Genomic DNA, 21485 nt, shown 5'->3' on the forward strand with positions numbered 1-21485 from the left:
CGGAGCGGGTTATTTTTTAAGCTTGCATTTTTCAGTGGTGCCGTCACCTCTTGGTAGATTATCGGCATCAAGAGTACGCTTTTGCAGCGTCATCGTTTTATGAATGGTATTGAATACGAGAAAATGATGCACGTGAATGCCTCCATTCTGCCCCCATTCATCAAACTCAAAAATAATGGCGTTTTCGTCATCTTCATAGGGATTTGAAAACCCTTTGGTATCGCTCATCAATACGCCATTTTTAATTGCTGCGTGCTGATAATTTACACTCTCATATAATATGTAATTATCTTTACCGCAAATTATATTTATTGGCGGGCCGGACGCCCCAGAAGCAAAAGCAAAAAGGGGAGAGCATAAAAGCAAAGTAGTTAACAATTTAACGTGATACATAATTAGCTGGGCACCTTTCTGCAGGGGAACGACCCGATGATTTTCGGGGCATCCATACTGTTTTGCAGAAGCTGGACGTTCAGAAAGCGAGATTCACTACCAGGACGGTGGATGTACTGAAAGCCGTAGTTGTTGCCGTCTTTGGCAGGCATCAGCCCCATGTCTATCTTGATGCCGTCCTCCCCCAATAATTTTATTTTCTGAGAGGTGACTCGCTCTCCATTGATAATGCTTACATCACCTTCCCTTGCTACTAAAGTGTAAGGTCCACAATATGATGTGAAGCCACCGGCGGTAGCCCCAAAGGATGCGAATGCGATAAAAACGATGGTGAAGATTTTCACTTTTTATCCCCGATTAAGTGCGCCTTGGGAGTAAAGATCCGTGGACCCACGCGCTTCACACATCATATCCATGTACCACGGCTGGCCCCTTGTGTCGCCAGTGTACATAATGCCACGGACAATATAAACGCCGTCAGTCGCAATACTGGCAGGCTGCGCAGTCGTGCCTTCAATGGTGATGTTTCCGTTGTTGTTCTGATCAGTGATACGCCCTTGGGTCATGGCGATATCGTTATTCCCCAGCACGGTACGGAACACAGAAGCCTGATTCAGCTCGATCAGGCCATTAACGCGGATGTTAGGGTTAATCAGGCAACGGACGTTAACACCGCTACCAATGGTCTGCTGAGGCATACCCACAAGGCCAGTGGCGCTATTCAGCTTAATGGCTTCGTGAACAACCTCATTTTTCGCCACCATTTCCCGCTTACCGTCGACAAACATCCAGTCAGCCTTGCATTGCTCGGCGACGTTATCCATCAGATGCCTGGTCATACCAAAAAGCACCCTGCCGCGAGGAAACACCGTTGCAGGCATGGAAGGGGTATTCCCTTCTGTGGCCCCGTTAGCGTTGAAGTCCTTCATTAGCACTGCATTGACGTCAGAGACCGTATAGCCAGCCGCCAGCGTCTGCGCAGTGATCGAGGTAGCGAATGCCCGATCAGAATCAGCCGCCTGAATGAGGACAAAGCTATCAACGGGGTTATCTTTCCCTGTGATGGTGTACCGGATTTCCCCGTCGAAAATCAGCCCGTAATTCCGACCATCCATTTGCCCGACTTCATCAGGGTTTACCGTTCTGACGACACCAACCTGGCTGGCGGGAACATCAGTTGCAATACCATCGTAACCAGCAATAACCCTAATCCGGGAGAATTCCTCACCGACGATCCGATTTACGGTATCAGCTGAAAGATTGTAGATTTTGAAAGTACCTACTCGCGTTTCGCTGCTGAGGTTAAACCAGTCGATAGTAAAAGTGACCTTGAAGCCACCAAAATCAGTAGCGTTCCCCTTCGAATCAACTAACTGCAATTCGAAGTGCCGCATCCAGTTCTGAGACATTTTTACTCCGTTACCGCATAAAGATGGCTGTAAATCCCCAAATCGGCCTCAGTGGGATTTTCGCTGGACTGGTTGTCACAGCCCACATAAAGGGAAAAGCCAAGCCCGAGATAGCGATACTGCGCCAGCAGGTCGGCGCCGGTGATAAGCGGGATCCCCTTTATCAGGTCCGTACCGCTGCTATCCATAATATCCAGACACCAGAAAGCAGCACGCCAGGTCACAGCCATTTGTAGATTTTGACCTGCCACGGATATGGAGAATCGCTGGTTTTCCGGGGAAAGAGGGATTTCGCTGATCGTCATTTACCCTCCCGCTACAAAGCCACTTAACCGGCTCAATATTGATTCATTTTTTTGCACTGGCGTTTTCACCCCGGAGTTTTGTACGGCTGAGGTGTTCGCCCCTAACTTCATATTGGACTTTGGAGCCACCTGCGTGGTGGTTATGCTTGTGATAATCACTTCCCGGAGCGTCAGCACAGCAGAGAGAATATTTTCCGACGTCCTGTCGGTAGTGACCTCAAGCGCACGGATCAGCATATTGGTGTAAATCCGCTTACCGGTCACCACATCTAAAGGCACCCTGCTGCTCTGCAGATTTAACAGCTCCTGATACGTCTCCTTCGGGCCAATACCTACGCTCACCCCGAGAGAAGATGTATCTACGAAGTCAAGTAAGGAACCGCCACCAGAAAAACCAACCTGCATTACCACTTCCGAAGGACGCCGAAATGCATGGTCGGAAATTGCTGCGCCGACCTCTACGGGATGCTCGGTTATTTCAAGAGAGTCATCGTGCTTTTCTGAAATAACAACACTGGGGACTATCAGCCCGATCCGCCTGCTCTGCTGCTGAAAGAGAGTAGAAAGAATATCCATCATCCTGCTCCAGTTTGGTTATTTCTCAGCACCCTGGCATTAGCATCAAGCTGGCGGCGACTGACTTCCTGCCCAATTTCCTGAGCATTACCGCCATAGATGTTGTAGGTGTTTTGCTGATTCACCTGCGCTCCAGCAGCCTGATGGGCAAGTGGGCTATTCCAGTTCGAATATCCCTCTTTGCGGGCCATAGACTGCATGAGCATAGCCATCGTATTGGGGTCGGACAGGTTTAATGCTGCCGTCGGCGATACACCCATCCAGCCAGCAACATCACGGGCATATTTGGCAGGATCGTTGTTATCGGCCGCAGGTGCCCAAGTGCTGACGATATCCATGATAGTCTGTAGACGGCGCCCGGTCGTTTTACCCGTAAAGTACCGCATGAGCTGGTTTTTCATGGCCTCCCAGCCTTCCAGCGCAGAACCAAACGCACGAAAGCCACCACCGCCTACGGGCCGAATATTGCCGGGGTTATTGTTGCGATCTGCAAGCGTGTTCTGCTCATGCTGATACCAGCCGCCATCACTGAAGCGGGATTTAACCTCCTCCCAAAATCCCAGAACTTTACCTCGCGCATTGACTGCGCTACTGGTTACACCAGGAAGGGCGTCAGGTTGATCGCTGCCTTGCTTGAGAAGAGCCTTGCCAATACTTGCAGCATCCGACCAGCGACCGTCTTTGATAGCGTTAAGCAGGTCGCCGATCATACTCAGCATCTTGCTAAACTCACCCATCTGGGTAATGAAGTTGCTGAAATCCCATTTTAAAGACCAGGATTTAGGGTCGATATTGAGCAGCTTTGCCAGCGCTTTTCCGAGATCGAGGACAGTCTGTTTCAGGTCACCGACCATTTTCAGTGCTGCGTCTACTTCAGGCTTCCATTTCCCCCAGTCAATGAGGCTCTTACCGCCCTCCTTCCAGGTCTGGTAATCCTCCCATAGCAAAGCGATGGCAGCGGCTAGACCGAGAACCCACGTAATCGGCGATGCGAGCATAGCGCGGTTGAGCATCCACCACGCTGCGGTTAGCGCTCCAATTAGTTCGATCAGCTGCTGCGACTGCTTATCAAGAGAGTCCCACCAGTCGCTGATACTCTGACCCAATTGGATGAGGCGGTAAATTACCCTGCCTACCATCTCGCCAGCCCAGAGAATGCCTTTCACGGTACCGGTTATCGCGCCTTCAATTTTCGGGAAGTTTTCCAGAATTTGTCGACGCAGCCTGTCCAGAGAGCCAGCAAGTCCATCAGCGAGACTGGAGCCGATTTTATCCCGCGCCATGCCTGCCATCAGCCCAAAGGAGCGCAGCGAGGTCATGAATTTATTAGAGCTGACGGCGGCCGAATCGGCGTTATAGCCGATCGCCTTCGCCATCGCAGTGTATTCGCCGCTAAACTGGCCGATACCGCGACGCATTGCCATCAGGATGTTTTCATCCAGACCCAGCATCTGAGCGTACTGGTTCGCGCGGTAATACGGCATGCTGCTAAGACGCTGGCCGACGCCGGTAAAGATCGTCGCCATATCCCGCATGTTGCCGCTGGCATCACGCGTTTGAACCCCCAGCCGGTTCAGGAAACCCTCAGCGCCGGGATTGTTACGCATGAACCGGGCAAGATTTTCGAGAGAGCCGCGGGCACCGTCGACACTGCCGCCAACCTGACTAACCGCATACCCAATCTGCTTAATGCCCTCCACCGTCGCGCCTGTGCGCTGAGAGGCCCAGTACAGGTCGTCGAGACCGCTGGCAATTTTCGCGGTGAATGCAACGACGGAAAGCGCCGCCGCCTCAACTTTGACGCCCAGCTCAATCGCTTTAAGCGTTGTCCCGGCAACGACGGCATCGAATTTTCTGGCGCCAGCCTCATCAACTTTGAACCCAAGCGAGATCAGAAAGTCCTTGAGCGTTTCAGCGTTCATTAGCCTCTCTCCATTTCGCTATACGGTTTTCGTTATCGGCTTTCAGGTCCAGCCAGTCATTCATACGGGCAATATCAGCCAGATCGACTGACCCATCTTTCAGGGCGGTGTAAGGGATGAGCCCGGCATCCACCGGGCGCATCAGGAAATCCTCACCTTCTGGCATGGATTCCAGGACGGGACCTATGGCTGGGTAGGCGTCCCGCTGCCGGGGAGTTCTTTCAAAAAATTTCCCAAGCTGTCGGCGACCACCCGCGCCACCAGCTGTAGCATCGTGAACAGGTCGATATCGTCGAACATCAGCGCGCCCTGATCGAAAATTTTCACCCACCCTTTTTCATGCTGGCGCATAACAACGCCGAGGCACGGATGAATAACCGCGTTAACGTCCTCTTCCGGCAGCGCCGCCAGCGTATCGGCAATCTTCGGCAAAACGATATCCAGAGCGTCGAACGCCCTTTTCTCACCGAAAACCAGCTTACCCTCACTGTCTCTGACCATCATGGATTTCAGCGTGCCAAAGTCAGAAACCAACCCGGCCAGCACCGGGAGCAGTTTGCGGCTAACCTTCAACTGCTGGAAAACATCGAGCTTTGCGGTGCGGTATTTAACGCCTTTGATTTCAAATTCCATCTGTTAAAACTCCCCAAGCAGCTGATCAATCTTGCCGCAGTCAAAGACCCAGGAAACCGTATTGCCGACTTTGGCGTTAGCGTGATCGGGTTGCTTCTGGAAAGCACAAGAACGCGCTGTAGTGGTATCACCTGATACTTTGTTGCGAATGACTATGACGTTATTGCCCCACGTCGCCGAGGACAGGCTCTGTGCGTTGTACATCAGCGAGAGCTTTTTGTTTACCGGGGAGGTTTTCAGCAAAGTTACCGTGATAGTGCCGCTCTTTCCGGCGTGCAGGCTGTGCATCACCTCGCCATCGGCGCCGATGGTCATGGTGTTTTTGGCCTCTGTCATTGTGACAGTAATGCCCTCTTCTGCGTTCGCTGAGCCGTAGCCAAGCTCAACTAACCCTGTAGGCCCTGCGAGAGAGGCCGAAACATCAAGAAACGAATACGTAGACATCTATGGCTCCTTAGCGCACGACCGTGATTGCGACGGTGCCGTAATGAACGGCTCCGGCCAGTTTCCCGGCAACCTGAATTGGCACACCTTTCCGCGCTTCGCGATCGACCTGAAGCTGGTCATCAACGTTTTCAGCCCAGGTGTAATAGCCTTTCGTCAGCATATCGCCGGTATTGAGCTGGCCAATCGGGCCACCAGTCCATTTACCCGGCGCAAAGAGACCGTTTTGCAAAGCCTTATCAAGCACCAGCTCAATGTTGGCGATACGGGTTGTGGTACCGGCGTCGGTCTGGGGGATTTTGGTTGTGCTCGTATAGAGCGTGTTGTAGTCAGCTGTCTGCACGGCGTTCTGCAACCAGTCGAGGCCATGGCGCTCGTCGAAGAAATCGCCGTTTGCCATAACGCCTTGTTCAAGAATCGCTGTATCGTTTTCGTAGTACACGTAAACGTTGCAGTTCTTCGCTTCCAGGTTATTAGCCTGCGAGGTACCCAGGGTTTCGTAGGTAACGCCCGGCAACTGTTTAAACTTGAGGGTGATCGTCGTGTTGCTTCCAGTGAAGTCAACAGTGAACGCACGCGCAAACGAGGACAGCGCAGCATAGCGGCTGCTGGTCGAGTACTGGATAAAGGTACGGCTGTATTTCGCTGCTTTCAGCTTAGAAGCCAGATCCGTCGTGGTGGCCGATTCAAGAATCGTTGAATCAGCAGAGGTAACGCCAAAGATGCGCGATACGCTCGCAGCTTCGATAGCAGCAGCCACACTGATAATGTCGGTGTCGGAAGGATAATCAGCTACCGGCACGGCAAGATGAAGGCCATACCATGAATTCCAGTCCAGCAAAGCGTTAACCGCCTGCAGGAGGCTTTCTGCGCTGCCTGTTTCGCCAGTGGCCAGCGTTTTTGCCCAGCGACCGACATACACAAGAGTCGGCTGCGGTTGCTGGGAGAACCAGATAACAGCCGCTGCATATTCCTGGCTGTCTACACCAAAGTCATCGCCGACATCATCAGCGCTGGAGTAAAGGCGCAACCGCTCAGAAATCGGAATAACAGTTGAGTCGCCCAGGATGAGCATCGAGCCAAAATTGCGCCCCTGCGCGGCCCGTGCGGAAAGCGTCACCGTCACGTTAGTGATACGGTTAAGGGGAAGCCCTTTTTCCATTTTAGTCTCCGGTAACTATCGTGACGTTAGGGTCAACGACAGATTTAACGTTGTAGGTACGGGTGTTTTTGCGGGAAAGGGTCACGGCAAGGTCATACCGGCGCACCCACTGGTTGTTGATCAATTCGGGGAGGTTTCGTATATCATCAGCGCCCACCAGCGACAAACCTGCGATTCGTCGCAACGTATCTGCATTTTGATCTACAAATATTCCATCGCGAAACCGCGTGGCCATCCCGGAACCGCCGGGGCCATAGAAACAGAAAAGCACCTGGATGCTCTCCCATGACCATTGTTCGCTCTGCTCTTCGCTTAACTGGACATTTGCAGGTGTGCCGGGACGTGAGAGCGTGGAGAAGTTAAAGCCGCACCATGTCTCTCCGTTCGGCGGTATTTTTGACTGGGGATCGGTAAACCGGGGCAATACCAGGTTAACTGATATTCCCGTCACGCCTCTTACCCAGCGACTCAGTTGCTTTTCCAGTTCCTTATCGTAATCAGGAGCATCCCCGACGGGGGTTAGATACCCAGGCTCTGTGCTGTCGTTACTCAACGGGAATCCCTCCGTTAAACTCCAGCAGCTCGCAATGGGCCTGAACGAACCCGGCCCCGTATCGGGTGTAAGGATCGACAAAGGTCACGCGGTACCGTCTGCCGCTGTATAAAACGATATCAGCGTCGAGTTCTGGCGTTGAGTCACTGGCAGGCATCCCCTGAGTTAGCCTGAACTGGGTAACAATGAGGATGGCGCCATTGATGTTTTGTCCGGCGGCCATTCGCTTAGCTTCAAGCGAGCGGTCGACGGTTACGACGCCAGAGAACGGAATAGCCTGCGCGGTATTGGTCGGAAAATTATCTTCGTCCACTGTCTGCACCTGTCGATAACACACCAGCGACAGGTCGACAAAGTCCGGATCAAGCAGAACATCAGTCACATCGAGAAACGGCATTATTTTTTCCTCACGACATACTGAATCGCTCTGAAAAGGAATCCGCGGGCACGCAACGGCTTATCGCCAGGGATAGGCGGTTTCATTTCTCTGCGCTTCTTGATGGTCTTTTCAGATAGCGGGGTCAGACGATCGCCTGCCTCAATGACAGCCTTTGAGGCATCACGCGCAATCTGGCCTGCGGCTTCAAGATGCATCGACGCCACATCTGCCTTACCTTCAAGCGCAGACTGAGCGGCCAGCTTTAAACGCTCGGTCGTTTTATCCCGCGAATCCTCAATACCCATGTCCAGAAATGGCCTTGGCGGCAGAGTAACGGTCTCCCCGTCTATCTCTACGGTTGCCCCGGTGGACTGGAGATACCCCAGCTCAGCATTGCTCAGCGGCGCATCGTCGCGCGGAGGGCCAGCAGGGATACCAACCAGCACATCAGTGCCCGATAACTGCTTCAGCGCATCCAGAACGCTGCTGTAATTGTCTTCCCGTATTGTGAGCCCGCTTTTCATTCCGGCATCCCCAGTTGAACCGCTCCGGCACCAAACATCATCAGGTATTCCCAGAACTCTGATCCGTAACGGGAGTTGTTCCAGAAACCGGCGTTTGGGTCCAGGGTTGCGCTGGCGTCATAACTGGCAGAAACCTTATCCACTGATTTCGAAGTCTGTATGCCGCTATTTACCCCACCAGCAGTACCAACAGCAACGCCACGCATATCAGCGGCGTAAAGGTACATGTAGTGAGCAACATACAGCCCGACGATGTAGGGAAAGATATCCACGCCAAAGCGCGATTCACTCAACAGGGCATCAGCGAGAGCAAGCCTCGCTTGAATCATGGGGGTGGGGTACTTTGCTTCGTCAGCGAACTGCGGAAATGCTGCTCTGAACTGCTCAGGCGTCGGCAGACTTTGATTTCTTGCCATTGGCTGCGGTCTCCGGCAACTGCGCTTCCAGTTCAGCGATGCGCGCATCTTTCTCAACAATCTGCGCTTCCAGTTCAGCGATGCGCGGATCATCAACCACCGCTGGCGCTTCGCCATCTGGCGAGCAATGCGCTTTTACAAACCAGTGCTCTGCCACTGCGTCATCTACTTCATGGAAGCCTGCAGAGAAGGGGGTGATTTTCGCACCGTCGTTGAAATTGAACGCGGTCAGTACATAGATTTTCTTCATCGGAATTCCTTAGAAAGAAGCCCCTGTGAAGGGGCTGTATCTGGATTAAATGCCATCCATGTAGTTCAGGGTTTCCGGGTAAACCGGCTCAACCGCGCCCAGCTTGCCGTAGTAGGTCACCAACTGATACAGACCGCGATACTGGATCGGGACGCTCTGCAGCGGGACCATCGGGAAGCGCACAAACTTCTTATCGTTGGTATATGCCACCATGCGATCAGTACCGCCCACACCGCGACCTTTCATCCATTTAACCGGACGAATGTTCAGCGGCTTGCCGTTCTGGTGGTAGGCGATGGTGTTCGTCTCCAGATAGGTCAGCAGAGACTGGTTACCGGCGCTGGAAACGATGGTGCTCGCAATGAACGAATACTGCTCAGGCGGGATCAGCAAATCTTCCGGCACTTTGGAGTAAGCGGAGCGAGCCCATGCATTGCTCAGTACCTGGTTAATGCTGGCGCGGATTTCGTCGGCGGTGGAGGTCGCCCACGTTTTGGTCGCGTTGGTCGGCGTCACCTGAGACAGGTTAAGCAGCCCTTTAGCGCCTTTCGCCGCATCACCGATATAAACCTGCTCATCGGTATCCATGTTCCACTTAAGCTGCATGCCATCGTACTTCTGGGTATCGATAGGACGCCCGACCTGTGCCGCAGCATTCAACTCAATAACGGTCCAGCCAAGCTCCATGCCCCATAACTCAAGCGGGAAGCCTTTCTTCTCGATATCAACGTTGATACCGGCAATTGCTGTTGCCAGCGGGCTGATCCAGTTTTTACCGTTGGCGTTAGGTGTACCGGCAGCGGCAAAGGTGGTGTTGGTGAAGGAGCTGATTTCGTCAGCGATAGAAACGTCTTCACGCAGCTGAATATCACGGCTCCACGTCTGGGAGGTCAGCGGCAGGTTCAGCGTTTGATCGAGGCGTTCCAGCTCGTGAATGAGAAAGGTACCAGAACTGTCGACTGTTGCCTGGTCAAATGTCATTGGCATTTGCGATTTCCTTAAATGTTAAAGGCCAGTTCAATGTTGCCGTTCGTGTCGCCGGGGCCATTGAAGTAAGCATTGGTGATCTGCACAGTGTTCGCGCCGTCTTCGGCAGCCAGGAAGGCACCTAACGGGCTGGATGCGGTCGGCGTTGCTACACGCATAAACACAGCACCGCCAAGTGCCACAGAGCTGGCATCAACACCGATATTCACTGTCACATAGCCACGCTTCATGCAGTCACCGGCAAAGTTAAACCCGGTACCAATCTGACGCACTTTGTCAGGCTGGGAGGCTGTCGGGTACGGGCGAACATAGATGCCCACAACAACAGCATCCGTGTCAGCCGCTTCAATCGGCACAAACTTACCTGCGGAGAACTTCCCGGCGAGGCCGTATGCGGCGAATGCCTTCGCGCTGTCCAGTGTCTGAGGTTCAACCGTCAGATCCTGCGGACGAGAGATTGCACCGGCGATGCCTGCAGGCATCCGGTAGAGAAATGTGTTGTCCATTGGTTGCCTCGTTAGCGTTTAGTCCAGAGTTCCTTCGCGGCAGCGTTAATCTCCGCGATGGTTTTGGTTGTGTTGGAATTGATGTTGCGGAAACCGTCAACGGTCTTGGCTGCGGTATTGCGGTTTTTCGCCACTTCAGACACGGCATTGAATGCCATATCAACGGTCGCTTTTTTCAGTTTGCTGATATCGGCATCACCGACAATAGAGTGCACCAGAGATTGATCGGCAGAGGCGAGCACCTGGCGCTTGAATGCTGTCGGCTTCGCCTTCTCTGGCAACTGGATGCCTGGCTGAATCAGATCGGCACGGTAAGCGGCGTCGCCGGTAACTTTACCCTCTTCTTCCTTTTTCTCCTCTTCGTCCTCGGCATCGCCGGTGCCAGGAGCGGTTGCCGCAGGCGTAAGCTTGGCAACCGCCTCAATCAGCGCCTTACCCCATGCAGGAATTTCTTCCTCGCCATCGCCGGTACCAGGCAATGCCGGGCCGGGAAGCGGATTTTGCGGCGCAAGGTTAATGATCACTCCGCCGGGTGTCATAGAGGTCGATACATCGTTATCGCCCGTGACATCATCAGGCGGGTTGTCGATAAGATTCGCCATTTCGGCGGCATCGTTGGTTTTACGGGCCTTCAACAGCCGGGTAAACCAGTTTTTAGTAGTGCTCGGCATAGCGTCTCCCAATGCACAACGTGAACCAGCCCGCCCGTTAGGGACAAAGGCCAGATGATTACCGGTTATCGCGTACTGCTCTGCGATGCCCGGCGAGATTTGTCGGTAGTCAGCGTCATAACCGCAACTCACCTCTTCGTCGCCGTTCTCCACTGCCTGAATGGCCTCAGGCGTTTTGGCAATGACGTCCGCCAGCAGCAGGTCTGATTTATCACCCGCGCCTCGGCGAACGTTCTGGATGTGCCCGTTAGAGAGTTGCCGCCAGTTTTCTGGCGTGACGAAGATGATGTTTCCGCTGAAGTCTTTGGGGTGGCCTATCGTGACGGCCATACCCTCAAACGATGCGATAGTGCGCTCTCTGAAAACTTCTTCAGGCGTGCGCTGTACGGTTATGAGTCCGTGGCTATCAGGCTGCAGGTCAGGCAGCTCCTCAGCGCCATATACCTGCTCACCAGTCCTTGCGATCGGGACGTCCTTAAACAGGACTGACCCATCAGCGAGCTGGAATCGCGTATTTCCCAGGCGGGTTTTGAAGAAATATTTCATTGTGTGTCGTCCCATATCGGCATCGCCAGTTCCCCCTGCTTTGTGTCGATATCTACGAGACATCTCCAAAAATGCTCTTGGGTTGTTGCTCAGAAATCTCAGCAACAAAGCTCTTGCCTCCTTGTCGTGTGGGGCTTCACTGAAAAGCTGGCGGATCTCGGCGTTGAATCTGGCGTCACTGTCGTTTTTAGGTGTTTTTTCCAGCTCAGCCTTCCAACTTCGGTAAGCAACGCTCTGTTTTTCGTTGAGGCTAATCTTGTACTTACCCTCAAACTCTGGTTTCTGCTTTGTCAATTCAGGTACTGGCGTTGATTTTTCTGACTTAACGTCGGGCTTCTTTGTCTCGGATATACTTTGTCCGTTAAATTTCCCGCCCATACCAGCCTTGATAACCCCATCCTCGCCAATCAAAACCGGCGTCCCCGTCCCGCCGCCGGGGTGGACGGTGATCCACCTGTCCTCGTCAACGAAATTGATGCGCACCATTGCTGTCACCCAAGAGTTGATTACGAAGGAACTCACGAAGCAGCGATTTAACCTGACGTACGTTACCGCGACCTGTGGCTTTTAACTCTGAGAGCTCGCCAATAGCGCGATAACGAGCGGTGATGCCACCCATCGATATTTCGATAACCTGGCGGTCACCGGCTCGTTTTGATTCGATATGGACCTTTTTCATTCTCACCTCTTCGGGCAACAAAAAAGGCCGCTCAGAGGCGACCTTCGGTTAAGGGTTAATTGTTCAAAATAGCGGGCTATTTAACATAATGGTTCTTACCCGCACCAACGAAAATGGACTGAATTAAAATGTCCTGACAAGGCCGCAAAAGTCCCGATTTAGTGGGCGATTTCGGCCTCTTTTGCATCACAACATTTTGATAACATTTTGCGGGTCTGATAGTTCAGCCAGATTGGCAGGGATAAGCCGTGTTTTTCACTTTCTCGGTTCAGGTATTTGCACTTCTGGCCAGCAATCGCAGTTCGGCAGGCATCCGGCGTGGCCGGTCATACCGTCAAGCGTCGGCGGGTTATCCCAGCGCACAAATTTATCTTTCATTCCTCGGTGCGATGGCCTGGTACCAGTCCCCTTGATGCGCCACCAGTACCCCTCAGAGCCAACTGACAGCGCCCGAGCCTGAGTTAATGCGGTAGTGGCGCGGCCTATCTCGGTACGGGCTATCATCCGCGCCCTGCTGGCCGCCACGTCACCGGATTGCATGATCATCTCGTAAAGCTGATCGGGGCGCTCACCATGGATGACAGCCTGTATCGCACGCTCCTGAATTTCCCTGACACGTCCGGCCGCCTCTAATGGCAGAGACTTCATGTAGCGAATCTGTCGGTAAACGATGTCTTGCGCCACCATGCCGACAGGAGTGTTACCAATCACGTCACGCAGACCAGCGGATATTTCTTCCGAAACAGAGCGCCACTGATTCCACTCTTCTCGCTCCACCTGGGCAAACATCTTTCGACCGACCATTTCGGCCCAGTCGTCGATCACCCCGGAGTAGTCAACAAGCGATTTAGCAATGCTCTCAGCGCTTGCCTGTGAACCATCGTAGGAACCCGTGACGATTTGATTTATCTGGTCGACTATCGCCAGTAGGCTTTTCTGATACTGGACCTCCGATCGGCGGCGGAGGGCTGGTTTCAGATTCAGTCTCCTGCCACTGTTTCGCCGCATTCTGGATATCCTCATCGCTAATTGAAGCACCGATGCCGGTAACGTCAGACAGCTCGCGCAAATCGGTCAGCGCAGCAGCCGGGGACATGCCCAAATCACGAACCGCGGTTGCCAGAGCGGTAGTTGTGTTGGTCGCCACCGTGGAGCGATCGGTGTCGCTCATCTGCCACAGGGGGTTAAACTCAAAGGTGAAATCTTCCGGCAACGGCTCGCCAAACTCTGAGCGATGCAGTACATCGAATAACAGGCGGATGTGAGGCCGTAAATCTCGCTCCTGAAGCGTTCCCACGTCGTCATAGTAGTTCGCGAGGTCAGCGTCACCGGTTGAAAAACCCTTCGGTGACTGGCGGAACAGGCGGACAAGAGGAATGCCAACAGCACCCGCGATATCCTCTTTAAACTCGCTAAGCAGGTCAGACAGGCCCGCGAAAGAATAAGAATGGGTTTCAAATTCATCCTCCGAATCAAACAGGGACATGCCTTCGTTCGTCTGGAACTGGCGGACCATCTCCATGTTTTTGATCAGCGCTTCATATGGCTTACCGCCTACGGCTATAATCTCCCGCAATTTTTTAATCTTTGCCGTTCGCAGGTGCGCTTTGTATGCCAACTGGGCAGCGCCAACACTGGTACTGTCGTAGGAGGTCAGTCGGTCAAAAATACGCTCGACTATGGACATACCCCACTCGTTCTCGGTGACTTTCTGCTGGTAAGGCAGTTTCACACCATCCATACGAATCAGGCGGCTGTGGTGAACCGTCCATGCAGGAAGCCCCTGCGCCGTCGTCACTATGTCGTAGAATTCAGGCTTGCCGAGGTTAGGCCCAAGCGCTTTTATGCGCCTGGTGAGCTGTGGGTTAATCATCCAGCGGTCAAGTACAGCTAGACCTTTAAAGCTGCCCTTGCCAACCTTATCCAGCACCAGCGGCGTCAGAGGTGCCTGACCTTCAATCAGAATCAGCGCCACCGCCCCGCCATACAGCCGGGACCATTTCAGCGTCTCGTTGATGCAATCCCAAAGCTGAAGCTCATCGAACCGCGATTCCAGAATGCCACGACGTTTCGGGTCAATTTCACTGGTGATCCGTACGCCCTTTTTGGTCATATCGTCCGCTTTCGAATCGACAGCGGCACCAATAATCCATGAGGAACGATAAGCCCACTCGATGAGCAGGCGGTTGCGGCTGGTATAGTTCGCCCTGTAGGTCGATGCGGCATGCTGGTTAGGCTGCTGCATACCGACACGGGCAACAAAGTTATCGTACGAATCCGCCGTGGCGACTCGTCCTGTTTTCTTCGCCATGGTGACTATTCTCCGGCTATTTCGATACTCGTGGCGGATAGGATAATTTGTTAAAAAACGACCCGATTTAACATAATGACTGTTACCCGCACCAGCCGGATCCCTCCCATGATGAAATGTCCGCCAAAGGCTTATTTATCCGGGATAAGTGGCTAAAAGCGCGTGAATAAAACATGCATAAACAGGGTCAAAAAATGAATAGCGGTAATTTTGCGTGAAACGCTTATTTCCGGGTATTTAGCTGTTTCCCAGCGCTTCCCAGATATCCATTGCCGTATCGGTTGGAGCAAACGCCATGATGAACGCATCGGCCACGTTCGGCGATGGCACATCGCGCTTGGCGAGGTCTTTCTTGCTTTCCACCATCACGCGCCCGTTTTTGTCAAAGTCACGGTGCGGAGTGGTAAGCTCCAGCTTGAGTTTTTCCAGTAGTGGACAGGATGAGTCGATGCTTATCAGCTCATCTACCGGGTACTGCTCACCGTTCTTTACCGCGTTGAAGGTATTACGGAAGCGATCCGCTACCAGCCACCAGGCTTGCGCTTTGAGGTTGGCGAAAAAATCCTTGTTCGGGATGCCAATGTATTCGTAGTCCGGCTCATTCACACCAGCGCCAGCATTGAACCGCTGATAGTTGATACGGGATGCGTTCATGTTTTCGCGCTTACGATCCTCATTAATTTCAGAGAATTTAGCGCCAGCAGATGCTCCAACGCCGATTGAGTCGTAGACGATATCAGCATCGCGCTCCAGCGCCGCCTGATACGTACGCTGGCAGCTTTTCAGTAATTCGTCTTCTTTCGCTTTCCACTCATCCGCCCAGTACACAACGGAGCCGTGACGATAGACGTTAGCGCACTTATCGGCGCCGCTATCGGCAACGTCGAAACCAATGCGCTTACGCCCGCTCGGTTCGAAATTAAGGACTTTGTGGGCGTCCACAGCTGCCTCAATCCATGACAGCTTGATAATGGCCGCATCATCATCTGACTCTGGCACGCCTTCGTAGACGTGCTTAAACCCATCCGGATCCCGACGTTTGGCGGCTTCGATAACCTTCAGCATGGTGTCGGATAAAAACGGGTTTTCATCGTAGTTGATTTTGCGTATCAGCGTATCCTCTGGCGGATCGACCACAAAGTTACGCCACACGAAATCAGTCACTAGTCCGGGGTTAAAGATAAACCAGCACTCTGAGCCCTCTTTACGGATGGTTGGCTCCAGTATCTTCCACTGGTATTCCGTCAGCGCGTGGGCCTCTTCAAGCCACAGAACGCTGATACCTTCCAGAGACTTAATCTCTTCAATGTTGCGCCAGAGCCCATAGAACACGAATTCAGACCCGGTCACACGGTTAATGATTTTGTTGTTCAGAATGCGGAAACGATGCCGCAGGCCAAAGCGGTCTATCTGAATCTTGAGCAGGGTGTACACCGACTCTTCAATTTTGTTCTGAATCTGACGCGCACAGCAAAAGCGCAGGCTGTATTTATTCGACAGAAATATGGCAATGCCAGCGGCATCCCATGATTTTGACGATGACCGGCCACCATAAAGCACTTTGTTACGCGCCTGCGTAGTCCAGAAGCTACGCAGAACCGGATTCAGTGTCGGTTTGGATGTCAGAGTAGAAGTCATTGAGGTCACGCTCTCCGTTGCCATCATCAATACCTGCATCACGGCGAAGACGATCGGCCTCCAGCGACACCTTATCAGTAGCAGCCTTGCGATAGTCTGTATCAGCAAATATTTTGCCTACTGTCGCCAGCGTGCCGACGATCGACTCAATACGAACGGTATTGCGCATCATCGCCTTCTCGGCGGCGCTGATATTTTCCATCAACACCTTTCTTTCCTGGTCCCCTTCAGCATCTTCCAACTTGGTCAACCACCGGCCAATATTCTCTGCAGCGACAAGGTTGTTAGCCCGAAGGCGAAATAATTCGTCTTCGAGTGTCAACGCTTTCGCGTCTTCAATGACCTCATCTTTGAGCAGAAGGCGACGGGCGTAACCACCATGCTTTAACGCCTGCTGGTTACCGGGTTGAAATGGGTTAGTCGGCGGATCGGTACGCACCCCGCGTATCGGTTTCGTATCTGGTGGAGGTTCTGCTTTTGGTTGCGTACTTTTTTGCGTACGGCCAGCTCTGGCGGGCTTTTCGCTGGTACGCGCCTTATTCTTTTGCGTACCACTTTTGCGTACCTGCGTACCGGCCTTGCGTACCCACTCAAACTTCTTCGCTCTCTTCCTGATAGCACCTTCAGTAACGCCGTATTTATCGCCTATATCACGGAGACTAAGGACTCCGGCCCGGTATGCCGATTCGATGGCCTCCCAGTCCGGTGTTGCCATAATTTGGTCCTCGCCTTGACATTATCGAGCCACCTCTTGAAGTGGCTCTGTAATGCCTATCGCGCGGTCATTTCTTAACGCTGTCCGGCATCACCGCGCCAACAACCCCAGCCAGTGCTACGCCGCCAGCGATGACGGTTTCCTGAATGCCCGGAGGCAGCTGATAACCAAATACGCCAGCAATGACCAGGATGATGCCGCGCCAGGTTGAAGGCTCTTTCAGCCGATTAATGAGATAGTTCATAGTTCCACTCTTTCCTTTACCCAACCATAGAGAAAATCTTCATTTGCCGCCCGAGCTTCAGCAAGCTCAAGATAGTGGGCACCCTGGCTACAATTCAGCCCCTTAAGCAGCGTGGTTTCGCCATCTTTGCCGCGAACTGCGAGATAACTTTTCAGGGCGGCGATGGTGATGTTGCCGATTGCACCGTCCGGCTTCAGGTCCGGATAAAGCCTGCTCTGCATATTCAGCGCCGATAACCAGCGCTGCAGGAATGTACTGGCGACACGCGGCCCCATGTTCACGCCGGTATCACATAACTCCTGCGCAATGGCTGGAGACAACTCGGCGATGCGGTCAAACTTCGGTTCTGTCCAGTATTGCGACAGGTAAATGGCTTTGGCGGTTTCCCGTGGTAACGCCTTCATATCACCTGCGTAACCATATGCGCGGGCGGTAGTCTGCGTGATACCCCAGCGCGTTGGGCCGCCTTTATCATTCGGGTTATTTACGTAACCCCCTTCTTTACCGAGGATGCCCTCGATAATCTGATCTGCTGTCATGGCGCCTTAACTCCGGTAATGCGCTCCCAGAAATAGGTCAAAGCAACAGAACCCATTGCCCCGCTAATTCCGGAAGTGGCCAGTATCATGTAAATGCTCAGTCCGCTTTCAATGCTCACCAGACCAGCAATAACGCCGGTAAACCCTGAAACCACCATTTGGGCAAGAGCATTGATCAAGCTCCATGTTGCCTTGCTCTGCTTCACATCTATCAGGTAGCGGACAAGTCCACCCCAGCAAGCAATGATCAGCAGAACCAGCCAGGACATCCCGGCAATGCTCTCTTTGTCTTGCATACGTTTAGCCATAGTTACCGCCTCCGATTAAAGATCGGGAAGCTGTGTGTTTGAAAAGGGTCAGGCCCGTCAGGCTGGATTTAACAACGAAGCATGTCGATGATGATTCCTGCGGGGCCTGATAATAAAAAACCCGCACAAGGCGGGAAGGAATACCAAGGGTAAAAATGACGGCGCGGTAGCCGTAAGGGTCCCAAGGCAGGGGATATAGCTGTGATGGCCGGTGCTGATCTCCGGCTTGGCGTTCATGCTAGATTCCGTGTCGACGGTGCCAACCTCGCATGAGTAAACGGTCGCGCATCAGCCTGCGCATTCACCACAACGTAAAGAGCACTGCGGCGGAATCGAACCGCATCTGCATAAGCCGCATTTCCCAGATATGCTACTTACAATGCTCTTATCTGTTATGGGCTCCGTTTCGTGGAGCAACGACCAGGTGATCAACCTGGTACCGGTAGAGACTTATTTTAGGCCCTTCAGCCTTTGCTCAGTTCTGGTGCTGATTGACGGAATCGAACCGCCGACATCCTGCTTACAAGGCAGACGCTCTACCTGCTGAGCTAAATCAGCAATCTGGTTCAGAGCTCTCGCGTATGAGATTCAGCGTGTAGTGCGGCACGTATTCACTCAAGAGCCCTGACCGGATTGCGGACATAAAAAAGCCCCGGCGGATGCCGAGGCTAACTTTGCAAACTGGTGTGTGATTATCATCTTCTTGCCGCCACTTAAAGTTAAGGCAGCATATCAAAGTAGACTTAAATATGACGCATTTAATCCAGTTTTGCAAGACTTACATCTAAATTTGTCGCCTTTTGTTGTGAACGTGATCGCGTAACCTGCAAAAGAGAATCGCTATCAAGGCGCCGCAAGGTGGTTTTCATCTCCTCCCACCGCTCCGTAAACGTTTCTGACCAGTTCTTGGGGGTCACTCCGACCAGGGAAGCAAGCTTTTGGTATTCATAAGTTTCCAGGCCTGCCAGCTCGGCTTTGACGTCCTGCGCCGCCAGCCAGATAAGTTGACGCAGGCGATCAACCGTTTTCTTTGCGACACGCGCACCGGCCAGCTTCTCGCTGAATTGCTCCCATGCCCAGCGGGTGATCGTCTCCTGGTGCTCCCAGCGGATATTGTCGCTGTAGTTCCAGAGCAACCAGGCTTTCTTATGCTCTTCCAGTGACAGCAGCGCGCGGCGCCAGCTAGCTGTCGAATACTCTATTGGTAGAACGAGGGCGATTGCGGAACCTTTCGCGCGGGACTGGCTGCCGGCCATCGGCGGGCCGTCCGGATTCACCATGCGCTGATTATCCTTATCGAATACCTTTTTCCTTCCCCGGCTGCGCGCCGTAGCGGTGAATTGCGCGTTCTCTGCAAAGGCCACCAGTTGCCCTTTCGTCGCGCCGCTTAGATCGGCGGTGGCCACTATCAGCTGCTGGCGAACATACTGGAGGTATTGAGTGTTAATCATGCTGTCTCTCCCAGGGTCTGATAGATGCGAACGAAATTTCTCAGTATGCGGTAGTCAACCAGTACGGTGCCGCGGTGCCGGCAGAGGCGGAGCTTTTGCCAGCGGTCGCGGATGCGTTCGATAACGTCACGGCTCATTCGTCAACCCTCTCGTTCTGCCAGAGAGGAAGCGGAGACTTATCCCCGGCACGGCGAATTCGGGACTTTGCGTTCTTCTCAATCTGAATGAGTTTCTCGATGTTCTGGCGGCGCTGCTTTTCTTCCCGTCGGAGATATTTCACGCTTTCCATGTAGCGAGACTCCTGGTCACAAAGCGTCATCAGGAAGTCAAAAGGCTCTATCAATGTTTCGCACTTCCTGCAGCGTAAGGTCCGGTCCTTTTCGTTAACCCAAACGGTGGAGTGCAGACACATCACCTTCTTACCTTCGCGCTGAATAACGAGCCCATCCTGCAGGTCGTTATTCTTCGCTGGGAAAGCTACAACCTTTCCCAGTTCAATTTCGGTTTCTGTGCTCATGCGGCCTCCCGTTGTTTTATGAGCGCACGGCGTAGCGCGCTGTAATGGCGCCTGATGCCTTCCAGTTCTTCGATAGTGTATCGGTGAGGGGTGTTGTTGTTTTCGAGCGCCTCGACGCGCTCAGCGCCGATTTTCTCTACCAGAGCGATGCGGTACTGCTGCTGGTTACCTGACATTTGCACGTTGCAGTGATGACACTGCTTGTGAATGTTGTCCTCGTTGTAGCGCAGGTGCGATGCTTTACCGCGGGATCGGTAATGCCCGGCCTCCCATTGAACCGTCTCGAACGTGCCGCAGCTGATACACGGCAGATCGTGGTCACGCTCACGGATATAGTCGTTAACGACGCGCTGGGTCATATCTTCCCAGTGCCGGAGTGGTTTCACCGCTGCTTTGCGCTTGCGCCAGGCTGCGCGCTCTTTCTTCGCTTTTGCCTGTGCCTGCTTCTCGCGCTTCTTCTCCAGTTCCTGCATGGCAAATTCAGCGCCATGCTCAGGACAGCACCAGCGTTGATTCTCAAATGCCGCGGTAAAATTCGCCCGGCAGATTTTGCAGCGGCGCTGAGTACGATTAAGCATGTGGCCTCCTTGCTCTCAGGCAGAGCCACTTCTTGTCGACCAGACGGGCCGTATAGCCTTTCAGCGTCGGGATGTCGGAAGGTTTAACTTCGGCTTTGCGCTTGCGGCGAGCAGGAATGCGGAAGATTGAGCGCTCCATTACTTTGGCGAGGGGACTATGCATGGGATTCTCCCCAGCGCTTGGCCCATTCGATTTCAATGCGGGACTTTTCACTGAACTTGACGCCCTGTTGAGTGCCGAACCAGTAGATCGCTTCGATGACTTCAACCATCTGGCGCACTGTCATTTTGCTGGTACGCTGACCGAACATCACAACGCCGCCATCCAGCCCGGGGGCCATGCGCTGCTCTTGTTTTTTCGATTTGGCCACCAGGGCAGTAATGAGGTCTTTCCAGTCGTCGGAGTCGTATTTGTTACCGAACCAGACAACCTGATCTGACAGGTCTTTCAGGAGCGGCCACATTTTCTTGTTTTGTTCGAGAGTGCGCGTCATCTCCTTGATATCGAGAATCAGAGGGCGCCTGGCATCCACTGGCAATTCTCGAATGAAATTGATGGCGTTCTGTTTGATAGCGTCGTTGACGAGGTGGAATTGCTGTTTCACGCTTCACCTCCTGAGAGGTCAAACGATGAATGCAGAAAATCTCCGGTGACTTTCGCCATCGGTGACAGGGATTGCTTTAAGGTTTTGTGCGCCATGTGTCCCCACTTGGCGCCGGATAATCGTGTCAGTTGCTCAGGCTGACTAGGTCATTATCGCCCTTCCCGGGGAGAAAAGCAAAATGAGCATATACGATAAAAACCCCTCCGGAGAGGGGTTGAGATTAG

At 53.1% G+C, this 21485-nt stretch carries 32 protein-coding genes and 1 tRNA gene; all 33 read right to left on the reverse strand.

Annotated elements, in window-relative coordinates; all coding sequences use genetic code 11:
* Positions 1-9 precede the first annotated feature (9 nt).
* On the reverse strand, positions 10-393 hold the full coding sequence (locus HMPREF1144_RS32910; protein ID WP_009652658.1) for a hypothetical protein: 384 nt from the start codon (positions 391-393) through the stop codon (positions 10-12).
* A gap of 2 nt (positions 394-395) precedes the next feature.
* Positions 396-737 (reverse strand): hypothetical protein, encoded by a 342-nt coding sequence (locus tag HMPREF1144_RS09500; protein ID WP_042927388.1) that lies wholly within the window; start codon positions 735-737, stop codon positions 396-398.
* A gap of 3 nt (positions 738-740) precedes the next feature.
* The gene (locus HMPREF1144_RS09505) at positions 741-1802 is read right to left on the reverse strand and encodes a hypothetical protein (RefSeq protein WP_009652604.1); all 1062 of its coding nucleotides are present in this window, start codon (positions 1800-1802) and stop codon (positions 741-743) included.
* A 2-nt stretch (positions 1803-1804) separates the two neighbouring features.
* Positions 1805-2107 (reverse strand): phage baseplate plug protein, encoded by a 303-nt coding sequence (locus HMPREF1144_RS09510; RefSeq protein ID WP_042927390.1) that lies wholly within the window; start codon positions 2105-2107, stop codon positions 1805-1807.
* The gene (locus HMPREF1144_RS09515; protein WP_042927392.1) at positions 2108-2683 is read right to left on the reverse strand and encodes a phage baseplate protein; all 576 of its coding nucleotides are present in this window, start codon (positions 2681-2683) and stop codon (positions 2108-2110) included. It abuts the gene before it with no gap.
* On the reverse strand, positions 2683-4605 hold the full coding sequence (locus tag HMPREF1144_RS09520) for a hypothetical protein (protein WP_009652619.1): 1923 nt from the start codon (positions 4603-4605) through the stop codon (positions 2683-2685). Before HMPREF1144_RS09520 ends, HMPREF1144_RS09515 begins: the two co-directional genes overlap by 1 nt.
* On the reverse strand, positions 4595-4747 hold the full coding sequence (locus tag HMPREF1144_RS09525) for a DUF6889 family protein (protein WP_016244729.1): 153 nt from the start codon (positions 4745-4747) through the stop codon (positions 4595-4597). Before HMPREF1144_RS09525 ends, HMPREF1144_RS09520 begins: the two co-directional genes overlap by 11 nt.
* A 41-nt stretch (positions 4748-4788) precedes the next feature.
* The gene (locus tag HMPREF1144_RS09530) at positions 4789-5238 is read right to left on the reverse strand and encodes a phage tail assembly chaperone (protein ID WP_000393949.1); all 450 of its coding nucleotides are present in this window, start codon (positions 5236-5238) and stop codon (positions 4789-4791) included.
* Between the two features lie 3 nt (positions 5239-5241).
* Entirely contained in the window at positions 5242-5682 is a 441-nt protein-coding gene (locus HMPREF1144_RS09535; RefSeq protein WP_025269949.1) for a DUF3277 family protein, read from the reverse strand.
* Between the two features lie 10 nt (positions 5683-5692).
* Entirely contained in the window at positions 5693-6844 is a 1152-nt protein-coding gene (locus tag HMPREF1144_RS09540; protein WP_009652678.1) for a DUF3383 family protein, read from the reverse strand.
* A gap of 1 nt (position 6845) precedes the next feature.
* Positions 6846-7397, reverse strand: a complete 552-nt coding sequence (locus HMPREF1144_RS09545; protein ID WP_042927395.1) for an LIC_12616 family protein — start codon at positions 7395-7397, stop codon at positions 6846-6848.
* The gene (locus HMPREF1144_RS09550) at positions 7390-7794 is read right to left on the reverse strand and encodes a hypothetical protein (RefSeq protein ID WP_009652660.1); all 405 of its coding nucleotides are present in this window, start codon (positions 7792-7794) and stop codon (positions 7390-7392) included. The genes HMPREF1144_RS09545 and HMPREF1144_RS09550 overlap by 8 nt, the downstream gene beginning before the upstream one ends.
* On the reverse strand, positions 7794-8300 hold the full coding sequence (locus tag HMPREF1144_RS09555) for a hypothetical protein (protein ID WP_009652672.1): 507 nt from the start codon (positions 8298-8300) through the stop codon (positions 7794-7796). Before HMPREF1144_RS09555 ends, HMPREF1144_RS09550 begins: the two co-directional genes overlap by 1 nt.
* Entirely contained in the window at positions 8297-8716 is a 420-nt protein-coding gene (locus HMPREF1144_RS09560; protein ID WP_009652639.1) for a DUF4054 domain-containing protein, read from the reverse strand. The genes HMPREF1144_RS09555 and HMPREF1144_RS09560 overlap by 4 nt, the downstream gene beginning before the upstream one ends.
* Complete coding sequence (locus HMPREF1144_RS09565; protein WP_009652602.1) at positions 8685-8966, reverse strand: STY1053 family phage-associated protein; 282 nt, start codon at positions 8964-8966, stop codon at positions 8685-8687. Before HMPREF1144_RS09565 ends, HMPREF1144_RS09560 begins: the two co-directional genes overlap by 32 nt.
* 45 nt (positions 8967-9011) lie before the next feature.
* Complete coding sequence (locus HMPREF1144_RS09570) at positions 9012-9953, reverse strand: DUF2184 domain-containing protein (protein ID WP_009652603.1); 942 nt, start codon at positions 9951-9953, stop codon at positions 9012-9014.
* A gap of 11 nt (positions 9954-9964) precedes the next feature.
* Positions 9965-10459 carry a hypothetical protein gene (locus HMPREF1144_RS09575; RefSeq protein ID WP_009652653.1) on the reverse strand — a complete coding sequence of 165 codons (495 nt, stop codon included), beginning with the start codon at positions 10457-10459 and terminating at the stop codon, positions 9965-9967.
* Between the two features lie 11 nt (positions 10460-10470).
* Positions 10471-11676: a DUF2213 domain-containing protein gene (locus HMPREF1144_RS09580; protein WP_042927428.1), complete on the reverse strand. Its 1206-nt coding sequence runs from the start codon at positions 11674-11676 to the stop codon at positions 10471-10473.
* Positions 11677-12139: 463 nt separating this feature from the next.
* Positions 12140-12355 (reverse strand): hypothetical protein, encoded by a 216-nt coding sequence (locus HMPREF1144_RS32915; RefSeq protein WP_009652616.1) that lies wholly within the window; start codon positions 12353-12355, stop codon positions 12140-12142.
* Positions 12356-12610: 255 nt separating this feature from the next.
* The gene (locus tag HMPREF1144_RS09585; RefSeq protein ID WP_042927399.1) at positions 12611-13159 is read right to left on the reverse strand and encodes a phage minor head protein; all 549 of its coding nucleotides are present in this window, start codon (positions 13157-13159) and stop codon (positions 12611-12613) included.
* A gap of 55 nt (positions 13160-13214) precedes the next feature.
* Positions 13215-14666 (reverse strand): DUF1073 domain-containing protein, encoded by a 1452-nt coding sequence (locus tag HMPREF1144_RS09590; RefSeq protein ID WP_009652679.1) that lies wholly within the window; start codon positions 14664-14666, stop codon positions 13215-13217.
* Positions 14667-14903: 237 nt separating this feature from the next.
* On the reverse strand, positions 14904-16304 hold the full coding sequence (locus HMPREF1144_RS09595) for a PBSX family phage terminase large subunit (RefSeq protein WP_021312714.1): 1401 nt from the start codon (positions 16302-16304) through the stop codon (positions 14904-14906).
* The gene (locus HMPREF1144_RS33240) at positions 16255-16743 is read right to left on the reverse strand and encodes a hypothetical protein (protein WP_009652683.1); all 489 of its coding nucleotides are present in this window, start codon (positions 16741-16743) and stop codon (positions 16255-16257) included. The genes HMPREF1144_RS09595 and HMPREF1144_RS33240 overlap by 50 nt, the downstream gene beginning before the upstream one ends.
* 343 nt (positions 16744-17086) lie before the next feature.
* Entirely contained in the window at positions 17087-17263 is a 177-nt protein-coding gene (locus HMPREF1144_RS33245; RefSeq protein WP_009652631.1) for a hypothetical protein, read from the reverse strand.
* Positions 17260-17802, reverse strand: coding sequence for a glycoside hydrolase family 108 protein (locus HMPREF1144_RS09605; RefSeq protein ID WP_009652635.1), 543 nt, complete (start codon positions 17800-17802; stop codon positions 17260-17262). Before HMPREF1144_RS09605 ends, HMPREF1144_RS33245 begins: the two co-directional genes overlap by 4 nt.
* Positions 17799-18098 carry a phage holin family protein gene (locus tag HMPREF1144_RS09610; protein ID WP_031280382.1) on the reverse strand — a complete coding sequence of 100 codons (300 nt, stop codon included), beginning with the start codon at positions 18096-18098 and terminating at the stop codon, positions 17799-17801. Before HMPREF1144_RS09610 ends, HMPREF1144_RS09605 begins: the two co-directional genes overlap by 4 nt.
* Positions 18099-18592: 494 nt before the next feature.
* Positions 18593-18668: transfer RNA gene (locus HMPREF1144_RS09615), tRNA-Thr, on the reverse strand.
* 200 nt (positions 18669-18868) lie between these two features.
* Positions 18869-19558, reverse strand: a complete 690-nt coding sequence (locus HMPREF1144_RS09620; protein ID WP_042927429.1) for a bacteriophage antitermination protein Q — start codon at positions 19556-19558, stop codon at positions 18869-18871.
* Positions 19558-19698 (reverse strand): YlcG family protein, encoded by a 141-nt coding sequence (locus tag HMPREF1144_RS32605; protein WP_004884232.1) that lies wholly within the window; start codon positions 19696-19698, stop codon positions 19558-19560. The genes HMPREF1144_RS09620 and HMPREF1144_RS32605 overlap by 1 nt, the downstream gene beginning before the upstream one ends.
* The gene (locus tag HMPREF1144_RS09630) at positions 19695-20078 is read right to left on the reverse strand and encodes a hypothetical protein (protein ID WP_004196866.1); all 384 of its coding nucleotides are present in this window, start codon (positions 20076-20078) and stop codon (positions 19695-19697) included. The genes HMPREF1144_RS32605 and HMPREF1144_RS09630 overlap by 4 nt, the downstream gene beginning before the upstream one ends.
* Positions 20075-20656 carry a recombination protein NinG gene (locus HMPREF1144_RS09635; protein ID WP_009652621.1) on the reverse strand — a complete coding sequence of 194 codons (582 nt, stop codon included), beginning with the start codon at positions 20654-20656 and terminating at the stop codon, positions 20075-20077. Before HMPREF1144_RS09635 ends, HMPREF1144_RS09630 begins: the two co-directional genes overlap by 4 nt.
* Positions 20649-20819, reverse strand: a complete 171-nt coding sequence (locus tag HMPREF1144_RS31230) for a NinE family protein (protein ID WP_071532248.1) — start codon at positions 20817-20819, stop codon at positions 20649-20651. Before HMPREF1144_RS31230 ends, HMPREF1144_RS09635 begins: the two co-directional genes overlap by 8 nt.
* Positions 20812-21261 carry a recombination protein NinB gene (locus HMPREF1144_RS09640; RefSeq protein ID WP_009652643.1) on the reverse strand — a complete coding sequence of 150 codons (450 nt, stop codon included), beginning with the start codon at positions 21259-21261 and terminating at the stop codon, positions 20812-20814. The genes HMPREF1144_RS31230 and HMPREF1144_RS09640 overlap by 8 nt, the downstream gene beginning before the upstream one ends.
* Positions 21262-21485 lie beyond the last annotated feature (224 nt).

The organism is Klebsiella sp. OBRC7 (genome assembly GCF_000293135.1).
In the GTDB taxonomy this organism is placed as follows: domain Bacteria; phylum Pseudomonadota; class Gammaproteobacteria; order Enterobacterales; family Enterobacteriaceae; genus Klebsiella; species Klebsiella michiganensis.